Consider the following 25,222-nt stretch of genomic DNA (forward strand, 5'->3'; position numbering starts at 1 on the left):
CCCGCGATCGCGGGGCCTTTTCATTAGATGGTCTCGATACCGCCCTTGGCGATGATCGGCCCGGTCGGCACACCCTGCGGCGCACCGCCCGGCGGCTCCAGCGAGATCGCCAGCGTGGAGCCCTTCGCCAGTGCGCGCAGCAACGCCTTCGGCACGATCACCAGCTGTGTCCGGTCGACCGAGATCAGGCCCAGCGAACGCGGCGCCTCGCCGGGCGGAATCAACCACAGTTCGGGAACGCGCCCCTGCGCATCGGCAGGTGCCGGCACCGGCACTATCCGCACGGTGCCGCGTGCCGTATCGATCGAAGCCAGCCAACCCGGCGAGCCGTCATCACGCGCCAGCGTGGTCACGGGTTGCGCCGATTCGGCAGGCTGCACGGCCACCGGCGGCGTGACCGGCGGCGCGACTGGTGGTGCGCGCGGCGGTTGCAGGCGACCAAAGAACACCGCCGCCACGGCCGCAGCCGCCGCCAACGCCGTCATCCCCCGCCAGAAGCCCACGCTCTGCCAGATGCCGCGCTTGCCGCCTTCGACCGGCGACCAACCCAGGCGCGTGCGGATGCGTGGCCACAGATGCGCGGGCACGACCACCGGCTCGATGCCATCGAGCCATGCACCCAGCCGTTGCTCCCAGCCTGCGACCAGGCGCGCGAATGCGGCGTCGGTAGTGATCCGTGCGTGCACCTGGCGTCGCTGCTCCGCATCGAGCACACCCAGCACGTATTCGCCTGCGAGCACGTCCGCATCCGGCGGTTCGCGCCCGGGTCCTTCATCGAATCGAGGGTCGCGAATGTTCATTGTTCAAGGCACGTCCGCAGTTGCATCAGGCCACGGCGGATCCAGCTCTTGATCGAGCCCAGCGGCGAGCCGCTGCGTACCGCCAGTTCCTCATAGGTGGCGCCTTCGAAGAACGCTGTATGGATCAGCGTGCGGCGGCGGTCGTCGAGTTGCTCCAGGCAGTGATCCAACCGCGCGCGTTCGGTCGTTGCCTCGGTGTGCTGCAAGGGCGAAGCGAGCGGATCGGCCACTTCTTCGGCCAGTTCGATCGGCGCGTTCCGTTGCGGACCCGGCAGCGCGCGCAACCGGTCGATCGCCTTGTTCCGCGCGATCATTCCCAACCACGTGATCGCGCTCGCCCTTGCCGCGTCGAACTGCACGGCCTTGTGCCAGACGCTGGCGTACACCTCCTGGAGCACATCCTCGGCCTCCGCGCGATCCGAGAGAAGTCGCAGGCAGATACCGAACAGCTTGCTCGATGTCGCGCGATACAGCGTCTCGAAAGCGCTGCGGCTGCCACTGGCGACATCCACCAGCAACTCCGCCAGCTCTTCGCTGGAGTCGACACTGGGTGGTAGCGATGAATGGGGCATCCGGGCACCTGGCGATATCGAATGCAGCGCGGCAACACACGAAGCGCGGACGCAGGGAGCCATCCGTCTGTGGCTAACGGCAGCCAGCAGCTGCCGCGGCCACATCCACGAACGATGCCTCACGAACCGCTATACGGGTCGATGGCGCATCCGGATGCAGTCCACCGACGTATCCATCGATACCAACCGCTGGACGCTTACCTGGCTCCGCCTCCGACCTGCGCCCCGACGAACGGATGCATCCGGACACCGGGCTTGCCCCGTAAGCACGCAGGAACGCAGGCAGCGCGACGCGCAAGCACCTGCGGTTCGGCTAGGCAGGCGCCGTTCGTGCCTGCACTTACCCAGGACCCCGCCATGAAGCCCTTGGTCAAACACTCCCTCTCGAAGCGCGGCCTGCTCGCCGTCGCCATCGCGGGATTGACGGTCGCGGCCGGCGCCGCGCTTGGTTCCAGCCATCGCGAAGCCCCGCTGATCACCCAGACCCCGAAGGTCGACGGCACCGATTTCTACCTGTTTCGCAGCTATGAAACCGGGCGCGCCGGCTATGTCACCTTCCTCGCCAACTATCAGCCACTGCAGGCACCCTACGGCGGCCCGAATTACTTCCTGATGGATCCCCATGCGCTGTACGCCATCCACATCGACAACGATGGCGATGCACGGCCCGACATCTCCTACTTCTTCAAGTTCCGCAACCGCTTCAAGAACCTCACCGTGCCCGTGAACGGCATCGATGTGGCGGTGCCGCTGAGCAACATCGGGCCGTTCGGCGCCACTGCGGCGCAGGAAGCCAATCGCAACGTCGACGAACGCTACTCGGTCGTCAGCGTGCGAGAAGGCGGCCAGACCGAGGTGGCCCGCAATCTCGGAACCGGCGGCTATCTGTTCAAGAAGCCGTTCGACAACATCGGCACCAAGTCCATCGCCAACTACGCTGCGTACGCCGATCGCCAGATCTCGCGTATCGGCGTGGACAAATGCGCGGGCGAAGGCCGCGTCTTCGCCGGACAACGCAAGGACGGCTTCGTGGTCAACCTCGGCGAGGTATTCGACCTGATCAACACCAATCCGGTCGGTGCGCCGGACGGCGAGCGCAATCTGCTCGACGATGCCAACGTCACCACGCTGGCGCTGGAATTGCCGATCGCGTGCCTCACCCATTCCGGCAACCCGATCATCGGCGCCTGGACCGCGGCCTACACGCGCGAAGGCGATCACTACCGGCAGGTGTCGCGCCTGTCGGCGCCACTGGTGAACGAAGTGGTGATCGGTCTTCCGGACAAGGATCGGTTCAACGCCTCGCAGCCAGTCAACGATGCGACCTTTGCGAAGTACGTCACCAACCCGAGCCTGCCGATCCTGATCCAGGCGCTGTTTCCCGGCGTAAAGGCGCCGACCAAGTATCCGCGCGCGGACCTGGTCGCGGCGTTCCTGACCGGTTTGTCGGGTCTCAATCAGCCGGCGTCAGTGAAGCCGGCGGAAATGATGCGCCTGAACACGTCGATCGCGCCCAAGGCCGCCGCCTCGCAGAAGACGCTCGGCGCGCTCGCGGGCGATACCGCCGGCTTCCCGAATGGTCGTCGCCCGGGCGACGATGTGGTCGACATCGAACTACGTGTGGCGATGGGCGTATTGCTGCCCGCCGCCGACGCCCCATCGGGGCAACTGCCCTACACCGATGGCGCGGCGCTCAAGGCCAGCGACTTCCGCGCGACGTTTCCTTACCTCAACACACCGCTGCCGGGCTCACCGAGCAACTGAGCGAGCTGTGTCGGCGTAGCCCGCCCTTGCATGGCCCTCCGGCAACCACGCCCTGCGTGCTGCCGGATGGCCGGGAGGAAGTCACGATGTTTCGCCTTGCGCTGTTGCGCACGCTGCCCCTGATTGCCGGTCTGATGGCGGCCTTTGCCGCGTGGGCACAACGTCCGCCATCGCAGGTCCCGGACGATCCGCATGCGGTGCTCGAGCGCCTGCCCCACGGCTACGCACGACTGATGCCATCGTCCATTCCCGCGGCATCGGCCGTCGCACCGGTTACGGGCTTGCAGGTTTCGATCCTGCGCATCCAGCAGTTGCTCACCACCGCGGCGCAGACGGGCGACGCGCGGTTGGCGGCGCGGGCCGATGCTCTGCTCGCGCGGCTGCCAGCAGATACGAAAGATCCCGACGTGCTGCTGGCCCGCGCCTTCAGCGCGCAGCATCGGCACGACTTTGCGGCCGCGGTGGCCCTGCTCGACGCCGTGATCGCGCACTCGCCGCGTAACGCCGCGGCGCACCTGTCGCGTGCACAACTCCAGCTGGTACTCGGCAATGTGGATTCAGCCCGCGCGGACTGCACGGCACTGGCCTTGGGCATCGACGCGGGCAGCGGCCTGCTGTGCGTGGGGATGCTGTCCTTGCGCCGCGGCGATTACGCCGCAGCGGCAGGCGCGCTCGAGCACTGGTTGCAGGACAGCGCCGCTACGGATGAGACCCGCCGCTACGCACTGCTGATGCGTGCCGAAGTCGCCGCACGGGCGGGTGGTCGCGATGCCGACACATGGTTCAGGCGCGCGCTGGCACCCGCGCCGGACGATGTCCGCACCTTGATCGCCTATGCGCGCTATCTGCGCAACATGGGCCGCGATCGCGAAGTGTTATCCCTGCTCGCCGCGCAGACCGGCCACGAAGGTCTGCAGCTGCAGCGCACCCTTGCGGCGTGTCGCCTGTCCCCCGGTCGAGCGTCGTCTCTGGTGGCCGCACAGGAACGACGCTTCGCGGCCGCGCGTGCCGCGGGCAGCCCCGTGGAATTGCGCGACGAAGCCGAGTTCCTGCTGGTCGCGCGCCATGCCCCCGTCGCGGCGCTGGCCCTGGCCCAGGCCAATTTCCGCACGCAACGCGACTACGAAGACGTGGCGCTGCTGCAGCGCGCGGCCGTGGCGGCACGGCACAGCGAGGCCCTGCAGCCGCTGCGCAGCTGGGCGGCGGCGCAGCACCTGTCATTGCCACCGGTGCCGGAGGTCACGCGCTGATGCAGCGTCACTGGCTTGCATTGCTGCTGTTGCTGGTCGCGTGCTCCATGCAGGCGTGTTCCGTGCAGGCGCACACCTTGTCGGTCGCGCACCTGGACATCGCGCGTTCCGGCAGCGAAGCGCGGATCGAGCTGGACCTGGCGATCCGCGATATCGCCCTCAGCTTCCCGCTCGACGCCAATCGCGACGAACAGGTGACGTGGGGCGAACTCCGCGCATTGCAGCGCCCGTTGCAGCAGTGGGTCGCTTCGGGACTTACGATGTCGACCGCGGCCGGCGCGTGTGCCTTGCATCCACTCGGACTCGCCACGCGCCGTTATGACGATGGCGCCTACGCCACGGTGCAACTGCTCGCACAATGTCCTGCGCCATCGGACATGCGCGTGAGCTACGACCTGCTGTTCGCACAGGATCCGCAGCATCGCGTCCTGGTCACACTGCGACAGGGCGCAGGCGTGCGCACCGCCACCGTCCGCGCCGATGCGCGCACGGTAGTCCTGGGCGCGGCGCCGGACCGACCGTTCGCCGACTTCCTGCGCGAAGGCCTGCACCACATCCTGGTCGGTTACGACCACCTCGCCTTCCTGCTGTCACTGCTGTTGCCGGCGGCATTGCTGCGCCAGCATGGCGAATGGTTGCCGGCGCAAGGCTTCCGTCGCGTCCTGTCGCAAGTGCTGGGGATAGTCACTGCGTTCACGCTGGCGCACTCGCTCACCTTGAGTCTGGCGGCGCTCGGCTGGGTGACACCCGCATCGCGCTGGGTCGAACCCGCAATCGCCATCAGCGTGTTGCTCGCCGCGATCAACAACGTCCGCCCACTGATCACGCGGCGCGCCTGGCTGGTCGGCTTCGGCTTCGGCCTGATCCATGGCTTCGGCTTTGCGGGGGCGCTGGGCGAATTGGGCTTGCCCACCACCACGCGCCTGCTCGCGCTGGTGGGGTTCAACGCAGGTGTCGAGCTGGGGCAGCTGGTCGTCGTATGCGCGGTGCTGCCAGGCCTGTTCCTGCTGCGGCGCGCGCGCTGGTATGCCGGCACTGCCATGCCCCTGCTTTCGCTGGGAATCTGTGCGGTGGCGGCGACTTGGCTCTGGCAGCGCCTGCCCACCTGAGCGCCCGACAAAAAAGGCCCCGCGATGCGGGGCCTTTTTGCTCAACTGTTCAACGCTCAACGCCCGAGCCGCGTCGTGCCCTGCTGCCGCTGCAGCCAAGCATCGATCGCCGGCAGGCGCTCGTTGCGCACCTTCAGGCGGTACTCGATGTTGGCCACCGCCGTGTCCGTGGCGCGACGCGAGCTGGCGGCGATGTGCTTCGACGCGAAGTCCTTGAGCTTTGCAATCGTCGCCGCGTCCAGCGAGTTGTTCGCCAGCCCCGGGTAGTAGCGGCTGAGCGAGGTGGTGTCGACCTTGGCGTTCACCTGCTCACGATGTGCGGTGGCAAAGTCGAACGCGAGTTCCGGGTGGTGATAGGCCACCGTCGAGATCATCCCCGCGCTGTTGGTCTCGCCGGGCTCCGCCGTCAAAGCGAGCTCCAGCGCGCGCTTCGCCAGGGCCGGATCCTCGGCCGATGACAGCAGGGCGTAGTACTCGTCCTTCACCAGCGGCGTCTTTTCCGCCTGCGCGGCAGCGTGCAGCCGCTCCCAGTTTGCCGCGTCCGCGTGCCGAGCGACCGCGCCGAGGATGGTCTTGCGCAGTGCGGGCGGCATCGCATTCGCATCGCCGGCGGCATAACGGCGCTGCGCTTCATGGATGACAGACGCGTCGCCCAGCGTGCCCAATGCATCGATCAGCTGCGTGCGCAGGATCGTGACCGGATCGGCCTCGCCCGCCCTGGCCTCCCAGCCCACGCGTTTGAACACGGGCGAGAGCGTGTCGATCGCGAAGGCGCGGAACCTGGCCTGGCGCTTCGCGTCGCCACGGTAGTAGTCATCCAGGCCGGTCAAGGTTTCGGCGATGTCGCCCCAGATCTGCGGGTCGGCATCGATGGGCGTGGCCTTGGCCAGCTCGAGGTAATCCGTCGCCGGACGCAGCCCGGACATGCCCAGCGCCCACGCATCGCCCATCAGGCCGAGCTGGTCGATGGCGTCGAGCTTGGCGAAATCCTTGCGGAGCGTCTCGAACTGCGGCTGCGCATACAGCGTGCGGTAGTAGCCGCTCTGCCCCGCATTGACGACCAGCGGACCGCAGCCCGGCACATCGATAGTTGTAGCGCCGCCTTCGACGACCGTGCGCACGGCCTCGCCGCCGGCCTGCGCGATCACCGGCACGCGCCACTGCAGCGCGGCCTTGCCGGGGCGGTCCTTGGTGAATTCGCCCTGTGTCAGCTTGACCGTGGTCGTGTGGCCATCGCACGACGCCGATTCCACGCGGATCAGCGGCACGCCCGGCTGCAGGGTGAAGTCGTGGGCGATGTCGAGAATGGGCTTGCCCGCGGCGGTCTGCACCTCGCGCCAGAGGTCGTCCGACACCGTGTTGCCGTAGGCATGCGCCTTCATGTAATTGCGAACGCCCTCGCGCCAGGCGTCGGGGCCGACGAAGCCCTCGAGCATGCGGATCACCGCACCGCCCTTCTGGTAGGTGATCGCATCGAAGGCCTGGCTTGCCTGCTCTACCGTCTCCACGTGCTGCACGACCGGATGCGTGGATGCGACGGCGTCGCGCGACATCGCGCGCTCGCGGCCGTCGACGGTGCCAAGCCGGGTGTTCCATTCCGGATGCAGCTTCTGGGTGGTGCGGCCCGCCATCCACGTGGCGAAGCCTTCGTTGAGCCACAGGTCGTCCCACCAGCTCATCGTCACCAGGTCGCCGAACCACTGGTGCGCGATCTCGTGCGCGGCGACCGAATACACGCGCTGCTTGTCCGATTGCGTGGAGATGGTCGGATCCAGCAATAGGGTGTGTTCGAAGGTGAAGATCGCGCCCCAGTTCTCCATCGCGCCGAAGAACTGGCTGCTGCCGGGCGAGGCCACGTTGTCGAGCTTGGGCAGCGGATAGGGCGTGCCGAAGTAGTCGTTGTATTCGCGCAGTACGTCCACGGAGGAATCCAGCGCGAACTTCGCCTGATCGACCAGGCCCGACTGGGTGACGACGCCGATTTCGGTATCGCCCAGCTTCGCGGTGGCGCGCTCGAAATCGCCAAGGCTGAAGAAGAGCAGGTAGGTCGACATCTTCGGCGACTGGTCGAACCGCACCCGCTTGGTGCCGTTGCCGAGATCCGTGGTTTCCACCGCCGGCATGTTGCTCACGGCCAACTGGTTCGCGGGCACGGTGGCCGTCAGCGCGAAGGTCGCCTTGTAGTTGGGCTCATCCCACGACGGCACGAATTTGCGCGCGTCGGAATTCTCGAACTGGGTGTACAGCGCGCGCTTCTTGCCGGCCCGGGTGTCGTAGTCGATCGCGAACAGGCCATTGGCCTGGGTGCCGATCTTGCCGGTGTAGTCGGTGGCCAGCGTGTAACGGCCCGGGACGAGCGGCTTGTCGACGGTGAAGGTCGCGGTCTGCGCTTCGGCGTCGATCGACACCCTGGGGACCATCGCCGTGCGGCCCGTGCCGGCCAACGTGGTGTTGGCGAAGATCATGTCGACGGCGTTGACGGTGATGGACGCCGTCGGCTCCAGCACGTCGAGCGTGATCGCGACATGGCCGTCGAAGGTCATCGTCCCGGCGTGCGGCGCCACGGCCACGTCGTAATGCACCGGGCGCACCGTGCGCGGCAGTTGGGTGGTCGCATCCTTCACTTCGGGCGCGGTCGTCGTGGACGCAGCAGCCGGGGCCGGTGCGGCGAGGACGGATCCGGTGCCGGCAAGAGCCAGGGCGATGGCGGTAACCAGGGTGCGACGCATGCAATGTCCCTTGTGGAGGGCTGGCGCGGCCATGGGCCGATATTCGCAAGCCGGAGGTGATCAAAGGATCGATGGTGAGGGCTGGCGGGGATGGCACCGACCGCCAGAAGTCATGCCGGAGTCGACAGGTTTTGCGGTTTGCGCGGCGCCATGGGAGCCCTCGCGGGAGCCCTGGCGCAGATCCGGCCTGCCGGCCCATTCATCCCGCCGGTTCATCCCGCTTTCGGCCGCTTCCATCGCGCGATCCCCGGTTTCGTCGCGCTTCGGTTCCCATCGCGCCAGCGACGGCTATTCTTCGCCGCAACCAACGACGCCCCGGGAACCACCGTGATCCGCAACGTCTTCTTCGTCGCCCGCATCGCCATCGCCTGGGGGCTCGCGCTCATCCTGCTGACGTCGTTCTACAACGAGATCCCCCTCATCGGCCGGTTCGAACTGCCGATGGTGCTGTTCACCTTCATCACCCTCGGCCTGGTCGTGACCAGCGCGTTCTCGCACCTGCGCCGGGTGCGCCTGATCGCCGGCTCCGAGCAGGAAGGCCTGGGCAACCGCCAGCGCCGCCAGATCGAGATTCCGTTCGAGGCAGGCGAGGCCTTCGACCTGCTCGATGCCGCCATCCGCGAACTGCCGCGCACGCAGGACGTCGAAAGCGCACGCGACAGCCTGCAGGTGCGTGCGAAGGTGTTGCGCCCGGTCACCTACGGCGACGAGCCGCCGCTGGGTCGCTTCCACCCGATGCAATGGTTCGGCAACACGCGCAACCAGATCCTCGCCACCGTCACGCCCGTCAACGGCACCGGCAGCGTCACCCTGATCTGCGAGCCGGAAAGCGGTGCATGGAGCGACTGGTTCCGCGTCGACGACGGCACCAACCTCGAGAACGCCAACGCGATCACCCGCGCCATCACCCGCCGCGTCGCCGAGCGCCGCCGCAACGAACGCGACGCCGCCGCGCAGACCGCGACCGAGAAGGAGCTCACCGTGGCCCGCCTCAACCTGCTGCATGCGCAGGTCGAGCCCCACTTTCTCTACAACACGCTGGCCAGCGCGCAGTACCTCACGCGCACCGATCCGCCGCGCGCAGACGAGATGCTCGGCCACCTGATCCAGTACCTGCGCCATTCGTTGCCGCGCACGCAGGACGAACAGGCGACGCTGGGCGACGAACTCGAACGCGCCCTCGCCTACCTGGAAATCCTCAAGATCCGCATGGGCCAGCGCCTGGCCGTGCAGGTCGACGTACCCGACAACCTGCGCGGCACCGAACTGCCGGCGATGATGCTGCAGACGCTGGTGGAAAATGCGATCAAGCACGGCCTGGAGCCGCGCACCGCCGGCGGCACGGTCTGGATCCGCGCACGGCCTGTCGATGACGGCGTGGCGATCACCGTCGCCGACGATGGCGAAGGCTTCAACGTGCAGAGCGCCGGCACCGGCATCGGCCTGAAGAACATACGCGAGCGCTTGCAACTGGTCTTCAATGGCAAGGCCTCGCTCGCGGTGGTCGCCAACTTCCCCTCCGGCGTCGCCGCGACGATTACCGTGCCAGCCGTGCCGGCCGCGAACTCGACCGCGAACCCGACTTCACCGCCGACGTCCGCACCCGCACCTGCCATGCCTGCCACGCCCGCCGAGGATCACGGCAATGTCTAAGGCCACCTGCACTGCCGTCATCGCGGAAGACGAAGCCCTGTTGCGCAGCGCCATGCTGGAACAGCTGCGCGAGGCCTGGCCGCAACTGGACATCGTCGCCGAGTGCGAAGACGGCGCCAGCGCACTGGAAGCCATCGACGAGCACCAGCCCGACGTCGCCTTCCTCGACATCCGCATGCCGGGCCTGACCGGCCTGGAAGTCGCCGCCGCCGCGGCGCAGGCGAGCCCGCATACGCAGATCGTCTTCGTCACCGCCTACGACCAGTACGCGATCGATGCCTTCGACCGCGGGGCGATCGACTATCTGCTCAAGCCCATCGCGCGCGAACGCCTGGCCGCCACCGTGCAACGCCTGAAACTGCGCGCGGCATCGGGTGCCAGCGACGCAGCGGCGCTGAACGCCGTCCTGGAGCGCCTTGGCGCGACGTTGCCGAAGAACCCCTCGCGCCCGCCGCTGACCTGGCTCACCGCCAGTGCCGGCCGCGAGACGAAGCTGATCCTGGTCGACGACGTCGCCTACTTCCGCGCCGACAACAAGTACACGACGGTGATGACGGCCGAGGGCGAAGCCCTGCTGCGCACGCCGATCCGCGAACTGCTGTCGGTGCTGGATGCCGATACGTTCAAGCAGATCCACCGCTCCACCATCGTCAACCTCAAGGCGATCGCCTCGATCGTGCGCGACGACACCGGCAAGGGCACGGTCCGCCTGAAGAACCGCCCCGAAACCCTGACTGTCAGCCAGCCCTTCATGACCCTGTTCCGGCACATGTGATCGCGACGCACGGCGCGTAGCCGCTTCCGTGATCGTGCCTTCCGCCATGGCGGCCATGCCGCCAGCAACCGCGAGACAACAGCCATGCGCAACCTGATCGCCGCGATCTACTACCTGCTTGCCATGTTCGGTTGCGAAGGTGGCACCACCATCGTGAGTCGCTCCGTCATCGACGGCGTCGATGTGATCCACAGCAAGACCCGCATCATGGCCGGCATCGCCCATTTCGAATGCATCGCCAGTGCCAGCGGTGAATGCCACTACACGCTGTTTCCGCGCCAGTGCGCCCCGGCCGACGGCGACTGCGCCACACAGCCGATCGAACGCTTCACCATGGCGGCGGGCGCCACGCGCGAAGTCGTCGGCCTGCCTGGTTTCAACGCCTGCGTCACCCAGGCGGACATCCCGCTGGGCAGCGACTGCAAGCCGCCGCAAGGTAGCGATACCAACGAGCCCAGGTAGCAGCCCATATTGCGCGTGGAGATGACAAAGGCCCCGCCATGCGGGGCCTTTGCTTTGGAACAGGCAAGTCCCAAATCAAGTCAGTGCAGTGGGCGCATTGGAACAGACAAGTTCGAAATCAAATCAGTGCAGTGGACGCAGTCGTGTGTTGAACACGTACTTGCCGATGTGCTCGCCCAGCGTCACCGCGTTGACGCAACCGGTACGGAAATGGATCCCGGCGTACACGCGTGCCGAAGCGGATTCGTCCGCCGCCTGCGACAGGCTGGTGTAGCTGCGGGTCACGGCTGGCGGCAATCCCACGGCGGTGAAGGTGAAAGCAACATCATCAGTGCCGAAGACGTCGCGGATCACCTCGGTACCGGCGCCGATCGTCGAGGGAAGCCCACAGGTGTAGTCCGGGTACGGCGGCGTGGTGATGTAGGAGGACCAGTTGGGATCGGACTCGGTGTCGGGGTTGCCGTCATCTGCCCAGTGGATCGCGGTGACCGGACGCCAGAAGTTGTACTTGTACTTGGTCCTGAACGTCGCGATCAGCGTGTCGTTCACGGCGATGTTCATCAGCGCGAACAGGCGTGCGTTCTCCCAGGAGTCCATGTCCTGGCCGGCGAGGATCACGCGCAGCACACCGTTGAGATTGGAGCCACCACCTGGCCAGTAGCGCGCGATCCGGCTTTCTTCCGAATCCGGAGCGGCGCCGCGCACGGCGGCGGAGCCAACCGCCTTCACTTCGTTGTAGTCGACGGCATAGGCCTTGCCTTTCACCCGCAGGAAATCGGTGCGCCCCGGATTGAACTGCGCCGCGCTTGCGAGCGCGAACGGCGTAACCTCGCCCCAGCCACCAAATTGCGGGAACGGCTGCGGCGGCGGCGGAGTGGGCAGCGTCGGCTGATAAACACCGATGCCCGGCGCGAGCGTATACGGCACGTGCGGCGTTTCCGACCCATCCAGATTGCGCATCATCACGATGGCGTGCGCGGCGGCGGCGCCGATCGCTTCTCCGTCGCTGATGCACGTGGCGTGCGCGGCCGGGCACGCCGGCAATGCGGCGATGTAGTTGGCGTAGGTCGTATTGATCGCGGTGGCCTGGCTGGCAGGCAGTGTCGCGAGCAACACGTCGCTCGCGGCGCGCGCTACCGCGGCATCCGCGGATGCGTTCGGGTTGCCGCCGCCGATGCTGGTATAGGACTCATAGCGCGGATCGATGGCGTTGAGCGCGTCATGCACGGCGATCTGCACCATCGTGAAGACGCGGGTCTGCTGCGGCGGTCCTCCCGCCGAGCCGACGACTGCGTTGGCATTGGCATTCCAGTCGATGACCGGGTCGGCAGTGGCGGCTCCAGGCAAGGCGAAAGCCACGGAGGCAGCAAGCACCCAACCGCGCGGCATCGGAAAACTCGAGGCGCGTGCGCGAACAGACGAGAGTTTCATCAGACACTCCTTTGACGAGATACAGCGGGACGGACAACGCGAGCGCGCATGCGGTCCAGCCGACGCGATCGCGGCACTCGGGTAAGCCGTGGTGGTTACGGAAGGCGGCCGGGGGAATTACAGGCCCGTGCGGGCCGCCGGCCTGGCGCGTTGCAGTGCAGCGTTGGACAGAACGCCATCTGGCCGCGTTTTTTGCGAAGCCCGGCGCCCGCTGGCCCAGTGCGCGGGAGTGTCAGCACCACCCATTGGGGTGCAGGCATGGAGGATGCCTGCCGGCTTCGGCGATCAGGTGCGCAGCGCGGCGGCGTGGTAGGCGACGTGCTCGCCGATGAAGCTGGCGATGAAGTAGTAGCTGTGGTCGTAACCTGCGCGACGCCGCAGGGTGAGCGGATGCGCGGATTGCCGGCAAGCGGTTTCCAGCAGTTCCGGCCGCAGTTGCGTGTCGAGGAATTCGTCGGCTTCGCCCTGGTCGACCAGCAAGGGCAGCTTGTTGGCGCTATCCGCAGCGGTGCGAACGAGCTCGCAGGCATCCCACTGCCGCCAGGCGTCGAGATCGTCGCCCAGGTAGGCAGTGAACGCCTTCTCTCCCCAGGGCACCTGCATGGGCGCGACGATGGGCGAGAACGCCGAGACGCTGTGGTAGCGACCGGGGTTGCGCAGCGCGAGCACCAGTGCACCGTGGCCACCCATCGAATGCCCGCTGATCGACCTCCGGTTGCTGGCGCTGAAGTGTGCTTCGACCAGGTCGGGCAGTTCGCGCTCGACATAGTCGTGCATGCGGTAGCTCTCCGCCCACGGCGCCTGCGTGGCATTGAGGTAGAAACCTGCGCCCTGGCCGAGGTCGTAGCCGTCGGCATCCGCCACGGCCACGCCACGCGGGCTGGTATCGGGCGCAACGACGATCACGCCATGCTCGGCCGCGTAGCGCTGCGCGCCCGCCTTGGTGATGAAGTTCTGCTCGGTGCAGGTGAGGCCGCTGAGCCAGTACAGCACCGGGCACTGCGCATGCACGGCATGCGGCGGCAGGTAGATGCCGAAGCGCATGTCGCAGCCCAGCGTGTGCGAATGGTGTTGCCAGACTTCCTGCACGCCGCCGTGGCTGGCGTGCTCTTGCACCTTCTTCATGCTCGATCCTGTCGTGGCGGGCCCGCGGCCCGTTTGCAGTCAGTCCTTCAGCACGCCCGATCTCTTCGCCACATGTGTGGAGATCGCGTCCATCAGCGGCGGGCTGAGGCTGTCGTAGGGCGTGAGCCCGAGTTCGTTGAGGCGTGCGCGCACGCCGTCCATCTGCTCCGGACGCGCGCCGCCGCCTTCGATGATCGAGGACACGAACGCGGCGAAACGCGGTTCTTCCCAGCCGCTTTGTGGCGACAGTTCGGTATGGACGAAGTCGAGGCCATGGAACGCGTGGTCCTTTTCGATGCGGCCGTACATGTGTACGCCACAGCCCTTGCAGGCGTGGCGCTGGATGGTGGCCGTGTCATCGACGATGCCGAGCTTCTCTTCGTGAGCGGTGACGCTGACCTTGTCGCGCGGCACCACGGCGATGACCGCGAACGCGGCACCCTTGGGCTTCCAGCATTTGGTGCAGCCGCAGACGTGGTTGTGCGCGACCTGGGCGTCGATTTTCACTTCCACCTTGTCGGTCGCGCACAGGCACTGCAGCGTGCCGCCCTTGAAAGCGGCGTTGCCCTTCCTGATGCCGTTGTCGACGGACGGATGAATGGAGACTGCGTTCATTGTTCACCTCCTTCGTGGCCGGGGATGGTTCTTTCCAACATCGAAGCCGGGCGTGGCACCGTCGGGCGCATGCCTTCGCGTTGCCTGGGCGTGGCTGCGGAATCCTCAGTAATGGATCACCGTGCGGATCGACTTGCCTGCGTGCATCAGTTCGAACGCCTCGTTGATGCGCTCCAGCGGCAGGGTGTGGGTGATGAAGGGATCGAGCTGGATGTCGCCCCGCATTGCGTCCTCCACCATGCCGGGAAGCTGCGTGCGTCCCTTGACCCCGCCGAACGCCGAACCGCGCCAGACCCGGCCGGTCACCAGCTGGAACGGGCGCGTGCGGATTTCCTGGCCGGCACCGGCGACACCGATGATGACGCTCTCGCCCCAGCCCTTGTGGCAGCACTCCAGCGCGGCGCGCATCACGTCGACATTGCCGATGCACTCGAAAGAGAAATCCACGCCACCATCGGTCATCTCGACGATCACGTCCTGGATCGGCTTGTCATGCTCCTTCGGATTGACGACGTCGGTGGCGCCCATCTGCCGCGCGAGGTCGAACTTGCCGGGATTGGTATCGATGCCGATGATGCGGCCCGCCTTCGCCTGGCGCGCGCCCTGGATCACCGCCAGGCCGATGCCGCCCAGGCCGAACACCGCCACCGTGTCGCCTGCCTTCACCTTCGCGGTGTTGTGCACGGCCCCGATGCCGGTGGTGACGCCGCATCCCAACAGACATACTTTTTCGTGCGGGGCTTCCGGGTTGATCTTCGCCAGGGATATTTCCGCCACCACCGTGTACTCGCTGAAGGTGCTGGTGCCCATGTAGTGGTGGATGGGCTGGCCGTTGTACGAGAAGCGCGAGGTGCCATCGGGCATCAGTCCCTTGCCCTGCGTCGCGCGCACCTTCTGGCACAGATTGGTCTTGCCGGACTTGCAGAACTTGCATTCGCGGCATTCGGCCGTGTACAGCGGGATGACGTGGTCGCCCGCTTGCAGGGTGGTCACGCCCTCGCCCACCTCCACCACCACGCCTGCGCCCTCGTGGCCCAGGACCGCAGGGAACAGGCCTTCAGGATCGTCGCCGCTCAGGGTGAACGCGTCGGTATGGCAGACACCCGTATGGGTGATGCGGACCAGCACTTCGCCTGCGCGCGGCGGCGCGACGTCGATCTCCACGATCTGCAAGGGTTGGCCCGGGGCGAAGGCGACGGCGGCACGGGATTTCATGGCGATCCTCTGTGGGAATGGACGGGGCGCGGGATTGACCGCGCCCAGGAAGCGATTGTTGCGGTTGCGGCGGTTATCTGGAAGTAAAGCCGGATGCCATTGTGGTGCTCCAGGCGGAGGCGCCCCGATCCAGTGCAGGCGGCATGGATCGCAATCTAAAGGGAAGCTGGGGAAGAGGCCGGAATCGGCACTGTCCCTGCCGCTCCGTCGCGGCATGATTGGACGGATCGAATCAAACGGATCGAACCAGGAGACCGAGATGACCTCGCCATCGCCCAGCCCCGACTTCGCCGCAGGTCAATTGTGGCGCTGCGCCGGCCGCAACGCCGACGAGGCGCCGCTGTTGCTGATCAACCGCGTGGATTCGCATCCATTGGGCGGCGAGATCTTCCATGTCTCGATTTCGGGCGTCCGCGTAAGGAATCCGGCGGACCCGTCGGGCTTCACGAGCAGGCTTCCGCACGTACCGGTCATCCGCCAGACCTTCGAACGCAGCAAAGCGGAGTTCCTGCGGAATGAGGTACCAGATCCTGCCTTCCTGACCGGCTACGCCCAATGGAAGCGCGAGTTCGACGCCGGCAATGCAGGTTCGTTCGGTGTCAGCGTGGCGGAAGTGCTGGATTTCATCGAGCAGGCTGTAGGCAAGCGGGGGTAACCCCTCGATAGCCCGCCAAAGTGGAGTCTTTGATTTATCGCGTTGGGTCAGGCCGTTCCGATGCCCATACCCAATTGACGACGCTTCGGGAGATCAGCACCGCCACGACAATGGCGGGAACGAGTGCCCACGCCCACTGGCCGTTGGGAGCGACGTCCTCGAGGAGCACCATCAGTATCAACGCCACGGGAACGGCCAGCGTCCACTGCACGAACTTCTTGAGAATCGATGGAATCACGGCTGCCATGCTTTGAAGGAATGATTGCGGTGGACCAAGACTAGAAGCGCGACGAGGCACGGCACTGGCAGACTTGCGAACACCTGGTTCGCGGAAAGGGAACACAGACACAGCCCAACTCAAGGGCATAAAAAAAGCCCCGCGAATGCGGGGCTTTTCGATCTTGCCTGGCAGGCCGGGGCTTACGCCCAAGGATCCCGCAACACGATATTGGCATCGCGATCCGGGCCGGTGGAAACGATCGCCAGCTGGCAACCCGAGAGTTCTTCCAGTGCGCGCAGGTAGGCGCGGGCGGCGGGCGGGAGCTTGTCCCACTCGGTGATGCCGGCGGTGGATTCCTCCCAGCCCGGGAACTCGAGGTACACGGGCGTGCACTCTTCCCAGCCCGCTGCATCAAGCGGGGCGTATTCGCTGCGCTTGCCGTGGTACTCGTATGCGATGCAGACCTTGAGGGTCTTCATGCCATCGAGGATGTCGAGCTTGGTGATGCACAGGCCGGTGATGCCGTTGATGGCGACCGCGCGCTTGAGCGCGACGATGTCCATCCAGCCGCAGCGGCGCGGGCGGCCGGTAGTGGCGCCGTATTCCTGGCCGCGGTCGCGGATGCCCTGGCCGACTTCGTCGTCGAGCTCGGTCGGGAACGGTCCGCCGCCCACGCGCGTGGCATAGGCCTTGGCGATGCCGAGCACGTAGTCGATCGCATCGGCGCCGACGCCGGTGCCGGCATACGCACCACCCACCGTCGTGTTCGACGAGGTGACATACGGATAGGTGCCGTGGTCGATGTCCAGCAGCGAACCCTGCGCGCCTTCGAACAGCACGCGCTTGCCCTGCTTGCGCAGTTCGTGAAGGATGCCGGCGACGTCGGACTTCATCGGCTCCACGTATTCGCCGAAGGCGAGCGCGTCGTCGAGCGTCTTCTGGAAGTCGACGGCTTCGACGCCGAGGTACTTGGTGAGCACGAAGTTGTGGTAATCCATCGTGCCACGCAGCTTCTCGGCGAGCTCCTTGGGATAGCGCAGGTCGGCGACGCGGATGCCGCGACGCGCAACCTTGTCCTCGTAGGCGGGACCGATGCCGCGCCCGGTGGTGCCGATGGCGCTCTTGCCGAGGGCCTTCTCGCGCGCCTGATCCAGGGCGATGTGGTACGGCATGATCAGCGGCGTGGCCGGGCTGATCTTGAGGCGCGAACGCACGTCGACGCCATTGGCTTCGAGTTCGCCGATTTCCTTCTGCAGCGCGCCCGGATGCAGCACGACACCATTGCCGATCAGGCACAGCGCGTCGTCGCGCAGGATGCCCGAGGGAATCAGGTGCAGGACGGTCTTCTTGCCGCCGATGACGAGGGTGTGGCCGGCGTTGTGGCCGCCCTGGAAGCGCACGACCGCGCCGATGTCCTGCGTGAGCAGGTCGACGATCTTGCCCTTGCCTTCGTCGCCCCACTGGGCGCCCAACACCACGACTGACTGACCCATCTGGAAATCTCCTGTCGCCCCGGATCGGTCCCAGGGCTGGTAGTGGCATGTCTGGGCAGCTGTCCTCGCCTTCGGGCGGGATGCGGGGGGCCCACACACGGAAAAAGCCGGAGGGGCGGGCCCCGTCCGGCTTTTGTGCATTATCCGGGTTTTAGGGGGGCGGGGCTACCCTCCCCGCCTTCCGTTTCCGCCGTGCTCAGGAACGGAACAATCTAGACATGCCTGACCAGGAACAGCGAAATCAGGCCGATGGCGACGAACACGCCGCCCAGCAGGCGCAGGCCCCAGTCCGAAAGCTGGTGCAGCTGCTCGATGGCCTGCCTCCAGCCGCGCGGGGCGACGAACAGGAACAGGCCCTCGATCACGGCGACCAGGCACAGGGCGGACATCAACTCGACGGTCATGCCAATGCCCGCGATCAGCGGTCCGACTTCATGTACTGCAGGAACGGATCGTTGCGGTCGAGCACGATCACGCTCTGGCCATCCGCGAACGAGGCGCGATAGGCATCGAGGCTGCGCTGGAATGCGTAGAAGCTTGGATCCTTGTTCGCTGCCTGCGCGTACAGGCGCGTGGCTTCGGCATCGCCTTCGCCGCGCAGCTTCTGCGCGTCGCGCTCGGCTTCGGCCAGCAGCACGGCACGGTCACGTTCGGCCTTCGCCCGGATCGTCTGCGCCTGCTCCACGCCTTCGGCGCGCAGCTGGCTGGCGACCTGGAGGCGCTGGGAGCGCATCTGGTCGTACACCGAGCCCACCACGTTGCTGTCTGTCGGCAACTCGATGCGCTTGATGCGGATATCCATGATCTTCACGCCCAGCGTCTGCGCACCCTTGTTGATCGTCGCGAGCTGCTTGCCGATGAACGCGTTACGTTCGCCGGACACCACTTCCTGGAGCGTGCGCCCGTTGATCTCGTTGCGCAGCGAGTCGCGGATGATAGGCGCGAGGCGCTGCACCGCGACCTCCTCGTCGCCACCGGTGGCGCGGTAGAACGCCTGCAGGTTCTCGATGCGACCAAGCGCGAAGAAGTCGATGCTGACGTCCTGCTTGTCGTCGGTGAGGTAACGCTCGGGCTCGGAATCGAGCACCTGCAGGCGACGATCGAAAACGCGCGCGCTTTCCACCAGCGGCACCTTGAAGTGCAGGCCGGGCTCGATATCGGTGCGGACGATGGTGCCCAGGCGGAACACGATCGCGCTGTGGCCTTCGTTCACGACAAACACGGAACCGAGCAGCGCCAGCAGTGCACTGACGACAATGGCGATCCACAGGGAAAATCTCATCGGCGGTCCTCCTCGCGGGTCGGGCGCGGGCTGCGCGACGGACGCGCGGAATCGTTGGCTTCACTTGTCGGCGACAACACCTCAGGCGTCAGCAGCGGTGGGGCCGAAGCCGCATTGCTGGTGGCGCCACCGCGCTTGTCTTCCATCGGCACGTAGATCAACTGGCGCGAATCGCCGCCGATGATCTTGCGGTTTTCCGCCAGCACGTCCTGCAGGGTTTCCAGCCACAGGCGCTTGCGGGTCACATCCGGTGCGTTCTTGTACTGTTCGACGAGCAACGAGAAGCGTTGCGCGTCGCCATCGGCGTGCGCGATCGAAGCCGTCTTGTAGCCTTCGGCGGTCGTGCGCGTGCGCGCGGCCTCACCGCGGGCCTCGGGCACGATCTTCTTGGCATAGGCCTCGGCCTGGTTGATGGCCGTGTTCTTGTCGGCACGGGCGCGCTGCACTTCGTCGAAGGCGTCCTTCACCTCGTCCGGCGGGCGGGCGTTGGGGAGGTTGACCTCGGTGACGACCAGGCCGGTGTGATAGGCCTGCAATGCCTTCTGCAGATGCTCGCGCACGGCGACGGTGAGTTCGCTGCGCGCATTGAGCACGGTATCGAGGTCCGAACGGCCGACCTGCTCGCGCACGGTGCTCTGCGCGGCCTGCTGCAGCACGCTGGCGGCATCGCGGGAACCGAACAGATAGGTCTGCGGATCGCCGATGCGGTACTGCACGTTGATCTCGACGCTGACCATGTTGCCGTCGCGGGTGAATACCGGGACGGTTTCGCTGTACGCGTTGCTCTGCGTCGCGTTGACCTTCTGCACCGTCTCGATGGGCCAGGGCGCCTTGAAGTGCGGGCCCGGCTGGAGGATGCGGGCGAAGTGGCCGAAGCGCAGGACGACGCCGCGTTCCTGTTCGGTCACCAGCACGAAGGTCGTGAAGACCAGCCACAGGCCGAAGGCGATGGCGACCCAGCGCCAGATCGAACCACCACCACCGAAGAGGTCGCGCACCGAGTCGAGCAGGCCATCGAGCCCACCGCCCCCGGACCTGCGGCGCTGGGGACGGCGGCCATCCGGGCCGGGTTCGTTGCTGCCGGGGCCACTACTTCCAGGGGTGTTCCAGGCCATGCCTGCTCCAATGAGGACGTTCACGCCAGTGGGCGTGCGTTGATTCTAGGTTAGCGCTCGTGTGGCCTCAAACAAGGCAAGCCTGCCTTGCCGTGCGACTACCATCCCGCGGCTTCGTCTTCGAACGCGCCAGCGGCTTCGAGCAGGGGTCGCAGGGCTTCGCCATGCGCCTGCGGGAACAGCTTGAGCGCATCGGCGATCGCCATGTCGACCTGCAGGCGCCAACCGTGCTCGTCATGCGCCTCCTCGCGAATCACGCCGAGTTCATGCAGGCGCGCATGCAGGCGCGCGGCCTGCGAGGGCAGGCGCAGTTCGCCGACGACGTGGCGCAACTCGAGTACGTCGGCAAGCGCCTTGCGGACGAGATCCAGGCCGAGGCCGAGTTGCGCCGAAACCCAGACGCGCTGGCGGCCTTCGCCGGGGCGGTCGTGGCGTGGCTCGGGTGCGGCGTTGTCCTCGCGCTCCAGGCGATCGATCTTGTTGTAGACGAGCAGTTGTGGGAGGTCGCCCGCGCCGATCTCGGCCAATACCTCGTCCACCTGTGCGATGCGTTCGTCGCGCAGCGGATCGGCGGCATCGACGACATGCAGCAGCAGGTCGGCTTCGCGCGCTTCCGACAAGGTGGAGCGGAAGGCCGCGACCAGCTCGTGCGGCAGGTCGCGGACGAAGCCGACGGTATCCGCCAGCACCGCTCCTCCGCCCGGCAGCGCGATGCGACGCACGGTGGGATCGAGCGTGGCGAACAACTGGTCCGCGGCATACGCGGAGGCACCCGTCAACGCGTTGAACAGCGTGGACTTGCCGGCGTTGGTGTAACCGACCAGCGCGATGCGCGGGAGCTCGCTGCGCATGCGTGCGCGACGCATCTGCGTGCGCTGCACTTCGACCTTGTCGAGGCGCTTCTGTAATTGTTCGAGTCGCTTCTGCAGCAGGCGGCGATCGGTTTCCAGCTGGGTTTCACCCGGTCCGCGCAGGCCGATGGCACCGCCGCGCTGGCGTTCAAGGTGGGTCCAGCCCCGCACCAGCCGCGTCGCCATGTGCTTGAGCTGGGCGAGTTCGACCTGGAGCTTGCCCTCGGCGCTCTGCGCCCGCTGGGAGAAGATGTCGAGGATCAGGCCGGTGCGGTCGACGACGCGGCGCTGCAACGCCTTTTCCAGGTTGCGCTCCTGCCCCGGCGACAAGGCGAAGTTCACGAGCACGAGATCGGCGCCGCTGGCATCGGCCGCGGCCTTCATTTCCTCGAGCTTGCCGCTGCCCACCAGCGTGGCGGGATTGGGACGGTCGATGCGCGCCGTAAGCAGCGCGGCGACAGAGGCGCCGGCCGAACGGGCCAGGTCGGCGAATTCCTCCATCAGCCCCTCGTCCGGCGGTCCGCCGGCATGGGGCTGGATCAGCAACGCGTGCTCGCCCTTGCGGGAACGTTCAAACATCCGGTCTGTTTACTCCTTCCCCGGTAGCGGGGAAGGATGGAATGGGGGCGCGGACCGCCTGCTTCAAGCAGCGGCGCCCTGCATCGCCCCGATGCCGCAAACCGACGGGTTACTCGGTGTCGTCGCCTTCTTCGCCGTCATCGGCCTGCGCCTGGCCGCCACCCGGCCCCACGCGCACGTTGCGCGCCGGCACCACGGTCGAAATCGCGTGCTTGTAGACCATCTGGCTGACGGTATTGCGCAGCAGCACCACGAACTGGTCGAACGATTCGATCGTGCCCTGCAGCTTGATGCCGTTGACCAGGTAGACCGAAACCGGCACGCGCTCGCGCCGCAAAGCATTCAGGAACGGGTCCTGCAAGGATTGCCCCTTCGACATGTTTTCCCCACTGTATTTCTAGTTATAGGTGGCGAAGCGGATGGCCGGAGGCCCATTCCGCAATCGCATCGCCGATGCTGTCCCCGCACGGACGACGGGGCCGATGGTAACCCAGCCCGGCGCAAAGCGAGCGGGACGGGTGCCGCGATCCGTGAACACGCCGGATCGGGCATGCGCGGGCGCCGGGACGGGACGGAGTGAACTCGCGCAGGCCGAGCCGCGCCGGGACCGCCGCTACCGGGAAGGGAGGAACAACCGCAACGCCCGCTCCAGTCCCGCCCGATCCTGCTGCGGATCGAACCAGCGCGCATCCAGTTCCCCGCGCAACCAGGTGAGCTGGCGCTTGGCAAGCTGGCGCGTGGCGAAAATGCCGCGGTCGCGGAACTCGCCAGCATCGAAGACGCCATCCAGGTGCTCCCACGCCTGGCGGTATCCCACCGCCCGCAGGGCCGGCAGGTCGAGCGGTCGCGGGTGGCCGCGCAGCTCCGGCAGGTCGCGCAGGCGGCGCACCTCATCGAGGAAACCGCCTGCCAGCATCGCGTCGAAACGCTGTTCGATGCGCTGGTGCAGTACCGCCCGATCCTGTGGCGCCAGTACCAGCTTCAGAACGCGCACCGGCAATCGCGGCGCACTCCTGGCGGCACGACGCCAGTCGCTGATGCTGCGGCCGGAGAGCCGGAACACTTCCAATGCGCGCTGGATGCGCTGGGCGTCGGTGGCATGGATGCGCGCGGCGGCTTCGGCATCGATGCCGCGTAGTTCGGCATGCAGCGCGGCCCACCCACGCTCGGCCGCCTCGGCTTCGAGTTGCGCGCGCGTGGCGGCATCGGCCTCCGGCATGTCCGACAGGCCGTGCAGCAGGGCATGGAAGTAGAGTCCCGTGCCGCCCGCGAGGATTGGCAGCTTGCCGCGCGCAATGACGGCGTCGAGCGCGCGGCGGGCATCCGCCGCGAATTCCGCCGCGGAGTACGGCTGCCAGGGTTCGCGCAGGTCGAGCATGTGGTGCGTTACCGCGGCCAGCTCGGCCGCCGTGGGCTTGGCGGCGCCGATGTCGAGACCGCGGTACACCAGGGCGGAATCGACGCTGACGATTTCGCCGCCCAACCGCTGCGCCCAGTCGAGGGCGAGTGCGGTCTTGCCCGAGGCGGTCGGGCCCATCAGGGCGATGGCGAGCGGGCGCTTGTCGGCAGTCATCGATGCACCAGTTCCGCGGGCGTGCGAGAGCGCCTGTCGGGGCCTCGCTCGGCGTGCCCGAAAGCACGCAGCCCGCGATCGTCTAGGTCACGCTTCCTGTCCGCGCGCCAACAGACTGCGGCTGCGACCGTAAGCGAGATAGGCCACCACGCCGATCACGTTCCACGCCAGGAACCAGACCTGGGTGGTGCGTGGCAGGCTCCAGAACAGGTACAGGCAGCCCAGGATCGCGATCGGCCCGACCACCCATGCAAGCGGAGTGCGGAACACGCGTGCACGCGCGGGATCGCGCTTGCGCAACACCAGCAGACACACCGCGACGGCGATGAAGGCCGCAAGGGTGCCGGCATTGGCCAGCGCCGCGATCTCATCCAGGCGCGCCACGCCCGCCAGTGCCGCCACCAGCGTGGCGGTGAACAAGGTCGTCGCGATGGGCGTACCGGTGCGCGGGCTGACCTTCGACAGGCCGCGCGGCAACAGGCCGTCGCGCGACATCACGAAGAAGATGCGGCTCTGTCCGTACAGGAACGCAAGCAGGACCGTCGGCAACGCGATCACCGCGGCGGCTGCAATGATCGTGGCGGCCTTGCCCTGCCCCAGTTCGCGCAGGATCAGCGCGAGGGGCTCGGGGCTCTTGGCGAAGACGGTGTAGCTCAGCGCACCCACCGCGGCCAGGGCGACGATCATGTAGATCAGGGTGCAGCCGATCATCGAGCCGACGATGCCGATCGACAGGTCGCGCCCCGGGTTCTTGGTTTCTTCGGCGGCCGTGGAAATTGCGTCGAAGCCGTAGAAGGCGAAGAAGATGATCGCCGCCGCGGCCATCACCCCGCGCTCGACGCCGTCAGCACCCATCGACTTCACGAAACCGAAGGGCATGAAGGGTTGCGTATTGCCGGCATCGAAATGCGGCAGGGCGATGGCGATGAAAATGCCCAGCGCGACGATCTTGAGCACCACCAGCACCGCGTTGAGCGTGGCGCTTTCCCGCGTGCCTGCCATCAGCAGGCCGGCCACCACGAACACGATGGCCACCGCCGGCAGGTTGATCAGCCCGCCGGCATGGTGGCCGACGGACAACCACAACGGCAGGTCCACGCCCAGGCCCTTGAGGAAACCGACCGCGTAGCCGGACCAGCCGACCGCCACCGCGCTCACCACCAGCGAATATTCCAGGATCAGACTCCAGCCGACGACCCAGGCGATGGTCTCGCCGAGCACGATGTAGCTGTAGGTGTAGGCGCTGCCGGCAGCCGGCATCATCGTGGCCATTTCCGCATACGCCAGCGCCGCGCAGGCACAGACCACGCCCGCTACCAGGAACGACAGCAGGACGGCGGGACCTGCAAGGTTGGCGCCGACGCCAATCAGCGTGTAGATGCCGGTGCCGACGATGGCGCCGATGCCCAGCGCGATCAGGTGCGGCCAGCTCAGGGTGGGGACCAGTCGGCGGCCCTCCTCGTGCACCGTGACCTTGTCGATGTCCTTGCGCCGGAGCCATGCCTGCATACAACCCTCGTCTCGAACGGGTGAACGGAGCCGACATACTGAGCCATCGACCGCTGCAATGCGAAGCGACGCGATACGCGGTGCCGCTCCCGGTTGTCGGTTGCCGGGCCCGCGCCGGTCCGGGGCGGTCGCCTTCCGGTGCATTGGGGGCTAGCCTTGGCGCATCACCGGACAGTGGAGCCTTGCCCATGTCGACGCTGTTGATGCTGGCGGTTGCCGTGGCGCTGGTCGCGGTCGTGTGGCGGGCGTCGCACGGCGGTCGCAACGGTCGCATCTCCGGGACAAACGACGCCGCGTCGGGTACGCCCTATGCCGACGGAAGCGACACCGGTCCGGGCACCTCCTTTGGCGATGACGCCTCGAGCGGATCCGATTGCGCGGATTCGGGTAGTAGCGACAGCGGTGGCTGCGATGGCGGCGGGGACGGCGGCGGTGGCGACTGAAG

Annotated in this window: 24 protein-coding genes; 8 read left to right on the forward strand and 16 right to left on the reverse strand. The window is 66.9% G+C overall.

Going from position 1 to position 25,222, the window contains the following annotated elements:
* Positions 1-23 precede the first annotated feature (23 nt).
* Together ACYVGE_RS14010 and ACYVGE_RS14015 are read right to left on the reverse strand one after the other, a co-directional pair.
* Positions 24-800 carry an anti-sigma factor gene (locus tag ACYVGE_RS14010; protein ID WP_460730747.1) on the reverse strand — a complete coding sequence of 259 codons (777 nt, stop codon included), beginning with the start codon at positions 798-800 and terminating at the stop codon, positions 24-26.
* Positions 797-1,372 (reverse strand): sigma-70 family RNA polymerase sigma factor, encoded by a 576-nt coding sequence (locus ACYVGE_RS14015; RefSeq protein WP_460730748.1) that lies wholly within the window; start codon positions 1,370-1,372, stop codon positions 797-799. Before ACYVGE_RS14015 ends, ACYVGE_RS14010 begins: the two co-directional genes overlap by 4 nt.
* Before the next feature lie 357 nt (positions 1,373-1,729).
* On the opposite strand from ACYVGE_RS14015, the gene ACYVGE_RS14020 reads away from it, so the two are divergent.
* The 3 genes from ACYVGE_RS14020 (at position 1,730) to ACYVGE_RS14030 (ending at position 5,495) form a co-directional block, all read left to right on the forward strand.
* Positions 1,730-3,136 carry a DUF4331 domain-containing protein gene (locus ACYVGE_RS14020; RefSeq protein WP_460730749.1) on the forward strand — a complete coding sequence of 469 codons (1,407 nt, stop codon included), beginning with the start codon at positions 1,730-1,732 and terminating at the stop codon, positions 3,134-3,136.
* A gap of 86 nt (positions 3,137-3,222) precedes the next feature.
* A complete protein-coding gene (locus ACYVGE_RS14025) occupies positions 3,223-4,386 on the forward strand; it encodes a tetratricopeptide repeat protein (protein ID WP_460730750.1) in 1,164 nt (387 codons plus the stop codon).
* On the forward strand, positions 4,386-5,495 hold the full coding sequence (locus ACYVGE_RS14030) for a HupE/UreJ family protein (protein WP_460730751.1): 1,110 nt from the start codon (positions 4,386-4,388) through the stop codon (positions 5,493-5,495). Before ACYVGE_RS14025 ends, ACYVGE_RS14030 begins: the two co-directional genes overlap by 1 nt.
* A gap of 56 nt (positions 5,496-5,551) precedes the next feature.
* On the opposite strand, the gene ACYVGE_RS14035 is transcribed toward ACYVGE_RS14030, so the two are convergent.
* Positions 5,552-8,224 (reverse strand): M1 family metallopeptidase, encoded by a 2,673-nt coding sequence (locus ACYVGE_RS14035; RefSeq protein ID WP_460730752.1) that lies wholly within the window; start codon positions 8,222-8,224, stop codon positions 5,552-5,554.
* A 327-nt stretch (positions 8,225-8,551) separates the two neighbouring features.
* Between ACYVGE_RS14035 and ACYVGE_RS14040 the strand changes: the two genes are divergently transcribed.
* The 3 genes from ACYVGE_RS14040 to ACYVGE_RS14050 all read left to right on the forward strand — a co-directional run bounded on the left by ACYVGE_RS14040 (position 8,552) and on the right by ACYVGE_RS14050 (position 11,114).
* Complete coding sequence (locus ACYVGE_RS14040) at positions 8,552-9,877, forward strand: sensor histidine kinase (protein ID WP_460730753.1); 1,326 nt, start codon at positions 8,552-8,554, stop codon at positions 9,875-9,877.
* Entirely contained in the window at positions 9,870-10,652 is a 783-nt protein-coding gene (locus tag ACYVGE_RS14045) for a LytR/AlgR family response regulator transcription factor (protein ID WP_460730754.1), read from the forward strand. The genes ACYVGE_RS14040 and ACYVGE_RS14045 overlap by 8 nt, the downstream gene beginning before the upstream one ends.
* Positions 10,653-10,736: 84 nt before the next feature.
* Complete coding sequence (locus ACYVGE_RS14050; RefSeq protein WP_460730755.1) at positions 10,737-11,114, forward strand: hypothetical protein; 378 nt, start codon at positions 10,737-10,739, stop codon at positions 11,112-11,114.
* Positions 11,115-11,237: 123 nt separating this feature from the next.
* Here the strand turns inward: ACYVGE_RS14050 and ACYVGE_RS14055 are convergent, their stop codons facing one another.
* The 4 genes from ACYVGE_RS14055 to ACYVGE_RS14070 all read right to left on the reverse strand — a co-directional run bounded on the left by ACYVGE_RS14055 (position 11,238) and on the right by ACYVGE_RS14070 (position 15,500).
* On the reverse strand, positions 11,238-12,545 hold the full coding sequence (locus ACYVGE_RS14055; protein WP_460730756.1) for a vanadium-dependent haloperoxidase: 1,308 nt from the start codon (positions 12,543-12,545) through the stop codon (positions 11,238-11,240).
* Between the two features lie 285 nt (positions 12,546-12,830).
* Positions 12,831-13,670 carry an S-formylglutathione hydrolase gene (fghA, locus tag ACYVGE_RS14060; protein ID WP_460730757.1) on the reverse strand — a complete coding sequence of 280 codons (840 nt, stop codon included), beginning with the start codon at positions 13,668-13,670 and terminating at the stop codon, positions 12,831-12,833.
* A 39-nt stretch (positions 13,671-13,709) separates the two neighbouring features.
* Positions 13,710-14,285, reverse strand: coding sequence for an S-(hydroxymethyl)glutathione synthase (gene gfa / locus ACYVGE_RS14065; protein ID WP_460730758.1), 576 nt, complete (start codon positions 14,283-14,285; stop codon positions 13,710-13,712).
* Positions 14,286-14,390: 105 nt separating this feature from the next.
* Positions 14,391-15,500, reverse strand: a complete 1,110-nt coding sequence (locus ACYVGE_RS14070; RefSeq protein ID WP_457097980.1) for an S-(hydroxymethyl)glutathione dehydrogenase/class III alcohol dehydrogenase — start codon at positions 15,498-15,500, stop codon at positions 14,391-14,393.
* 259 nt (positions 15,501-15,759) lie between these two features.
* Between ACYVGE_RS14070 and ACYVGE_RS14075 the strand changes: the two genes are divergently transcribed.
* On the forward strand, positions 15,760-16,155 hold the full coding sequence (locus ACYVGE_RS14075; protein WP_460730759.1) for a hypothetical protein: 396 nt from the start codon (positions 15,760-15,762) through the stop codon (positions 16,153-16,155).
* A gap of 34 nt (positions 16,156-16,189) precedes the next feature.
* Here ACYVGE_RS14075 and ACYVGE_RS14080 read toward each other — a convergent pair whose 3' ends face one another.
* From ACYVGE_RS14080 to ACYVGE_RS14120, 9 genes are all read right to left on the reverse strand, one after another.
* Positions 16,190-16,393, reverse strand: coding sequence for a hypothetical protein (locus ACYVGE_RS14080; RefSeq protein WP_460730760.1), 204 nt, complete (start codon positions 16,391-16,393; stop codon positions 16,190-16,192).
* 182 nt (positions 16,394-16,575) lie between these two features.
* The gene (locus tag ACYVGE_RS14085) at positions 16,576-17,868 is read right to left on the reverse strand and encodes an adenylosuccinate synthase (RefSeq protein ID WP_460730761.1); all 1,293 of its coding nucleotides are present in this window, start codon (positions 17,866-17,868) and stop codon (positions 16,576-16,578) included.
* 212 nt (positions 17,869-18,080) lie between these two features.
* The gene (locus tag ACYVGE_RS14090; RefSeq protein ID WP_460730762.1) at positions 18,081-18,272 is read right to left on the reverse strand and encodes a DUF2065 domain-containing protein; all 192 of its coding nucleotides are present in this window, start codon (positions 18,270-18,272) and stop codon (positions 18,081-18,083) included.
* A gap of 14 nt (positions 18,273-18,286) precedes the next feature.
* Positions 18,287-19,150, reverse strand: coding sequence for a protease modulator HflC (gene hflC, locus ACYVGE_RS14095; RefSeq protein ID WP_460730763.1), 864 nt, complete (start codon positions 19,148-19,150; stop codon positions 18,287-18,289).
* Entirely contained in the window at positions 19,147-20,265 is a 1,119-nt protein-coding gene (gene hflK, locus ACYVGE_RS14100; protein ID WP_460730764.1) for an FtsH protease activity modulator HflK, read from the reverse strand. The genes hflC and hflK overlap by 4 nt, the downstream gene beginning before the upstream one ends.
* Before the next feature lie 98 nt (positions 20,266-20,363).
* Positions 20,364-21,695, reverse strand: a complete 1,332-nt coding sequence (gene hflX, locus ACYVGE_RS14105; protein ID WP_460730765.1) for a ribosome rescue GTPase HflX — start codon at positions 21,693-21,695, stop codon at positions 20,364-20,366.
* A 109-nt stretch (positions 21,696-21,804) separates the two neighbouring features.
* Positions 21,805-22,074 carry an RNA chaperone Hfq gene (gene hfq / locus ACYVGE_RS14110; RefSeq protein ID WP_460730766.1) on the reverse strand — a complete coding sequence of 90 codons (270 nt, stop codon included), beginning with the start codon at positions 22,072-22,074 and terminating at the stop codon, positions 21,805-21,807.
* Positions 22,075-22,308: 234 nt separating this feature from the next.
* Complete coding sequence (gene miaA, locus ACYVGE_RS14115; protein ID WP_460730767.1) at positions 22,309-23,268, reverse strand: tRNA (adenosine(37)-N6)-dimethylallyltransferase MiaA; 960 nt, start codon at positions 23,266-23,268, stop codon at positions 22,309-22,311.
* 87 nt (positions 23,269-23,355) lie between these two features.
* Entirely contained in the window at positions 23,356-24,777 is a 1,422-nt protein-coding gene (locus ACYVGE_RS14120; protein ID WP_457097988.1) for an amino acid permease, read from the reverse strand.
* 188 nt (positions 24,778-24,965) lie between these two features.
* On the opposite strand from ACYVGE_RS14120, the gene ACYVGE_RS14125 reads away from it, so the two are divergent.
* Complete coding sequence (locus tag ACYVGE_RS14125) at positions 24,966-25,220, forward strand: hypothetical protein (RefSeq protein WP_460730768.1); 255 nt, start codon at positions 24,966-24,968, stop codon at positions 25,218-25,220.
* The last annotated feature ends 2 nt before the right edge of the window (positions 25,221-25,222 follow it).

The organism is Lysobacter rhizosphaerae (assembly GCF_054779795.1).

Coding starts and splice junctions, on each gene's coding strand:
- ACYVGE_RS14010 (WP_460730747.1), bottom strand. CDS start 800: ATGAACATTCGCGACCCTCGATTCGATGAAGGACCCGGGCGCGAACCG.
- fghA (WP_460730757.1), bottom strand. CDS start 13,670: ATGAAGAAGGTGCAAGAGCACGCCAGCCACGGCGGCGTGCAGGAAGTC.
- hfq (WP_460730766.1), bottom strand. CDS start 22,074: ATGTCGAAGGGGCAATCCTTGCAGGACCCGTTCCTGAATGCTTTGCGG.
- ACYVGE_RS14070 (WP_457097980.1), bottom strand. CDS start 15,500: ATGAAATCCCGTGCCGCCGTCGCCTTCGCCCCGGGCCAACCCTTGCAG.
- ACYVGE_RS14085 (WP_460730761.1), bottom strand. CDS start 17,868: ATGGGTCAGTCAGTCGTGGTGTTGGGCGCCCAGTGGGGCGACGAAGGC.
- ACYVGE_RS14030 (WP_460730751.1), top strand. CDS start 4,386: ATGCAGCGTCACTGGCTTGCATTGCTGCTGTTGCTGGTCGCGTGCTCC.
- hflX (WP_460730765.1), bottom strand. CDS start 21,695: ATGTTTGAACGTTCCCGCAAGGGCGAGCACGCGTTGCTGATCCAGCCC.
- hflC (WP_460730763.1), bottom strand. CDS start 19,150: ATGAGATTTTCCCTGTGGATCGCCATTGTCGTCAGTGCACTGCTGGCG.
- miaA (WP_460730767.1), bottom strand. CDS start 23,268: ATGACTGCCGACAAGCGCCCGCTCGCCATCGCCCTGATGGGCCCGACC.
- ACYVGE_RS14050 (WP_460730755.1), top strand. CDS start 10,737: ATGCGCAACCTGATCGCCGCGATCTACTACCTGCTTGCCATGTTCGGT.
- ACYVGE_RS14045 (WP_460730754.1), top strand. CDS start 9,870: ATGTCTAAGGCCACCTGCACTGCCGTCATCGCGGAAGACGAAGCCCTG.
- ACYVGE_RS14075 (WP_460730759.1), top strand. CDS start 15,760: ATGACCTCGCCATCGCCCAGCCCCGACTTCGCCGCAGGTCAATTGTGG.
- ACYVGE_RS14020 (WP_460730749.1), top strand. CDS start 1,730: ATGAAGCCCTTGGTCAAACACTCCCTCTCGAAGCGCGGCCTGCTCGCC.
- ACYVGE_RS14035 (WP_460730752.1), bottom strand. CDS start 8,224: ATGCGTCGCACCCTGGTTACCGCCATCGCCCTGGCTCTTGCCGGCACC.
- gfa (WP_460730758.1), bottom strand. CDS start 14,285: ATGAACGCAGTCTCCATTCATCCGTCCGTCGACAACGGCATCAGGAAG.
- ACYVGE_RS14125 (WP_460730768.1), top strand. CDS start 24,966: ATGTCGACGCTGTTGATGCTGGCGGTTGCCGTGGCGCTGGTCGCGGTC.
- ACYVGE_RS14015 (WP_460730748.1), bottom strand. CDS start 1,372: ATGCCCCATTCATCGCTACCACCCAGTGTCGACTCCAGCGAAGAGCTG.
- ACYVGE_RS14055 (WP_460730756.1), bottom strand. CDS start 12,545: ATGAAACTCTCGTCTGTTCGCGCACGCGCCTCGAGTTTTCCGATGCCG.
- ACYVGE_RS14120 (WP_457097988.1), bottom strand. CDS start 24,777: ATGCAGGCATGGCTCCGGCGCAAGGACATCGACAAGGTCACGGTGCAC.
- ACYVGE_RS14090 (WP_460730762.1), bottom strand. CDS start 18,272: ATGACCGTCGAGTTGATGTCCGCCCTGTGCCTGGTCGCCGTGATCGAG.
- ACYVGE_RS14025 (WP_460730750.1), top strand. CDS start 3,223: ATGTTTCGCCTTGCGCTGTTGCGCACGCTGCCCCTGATTGCCGGTCTG.
- hflK (WP_460730764.1), bottom strand. CDS start 20,265: ATGGCCTGGAACACCCCTGGAAGTAGTGGCCCCGGCAGCAACGAACCC.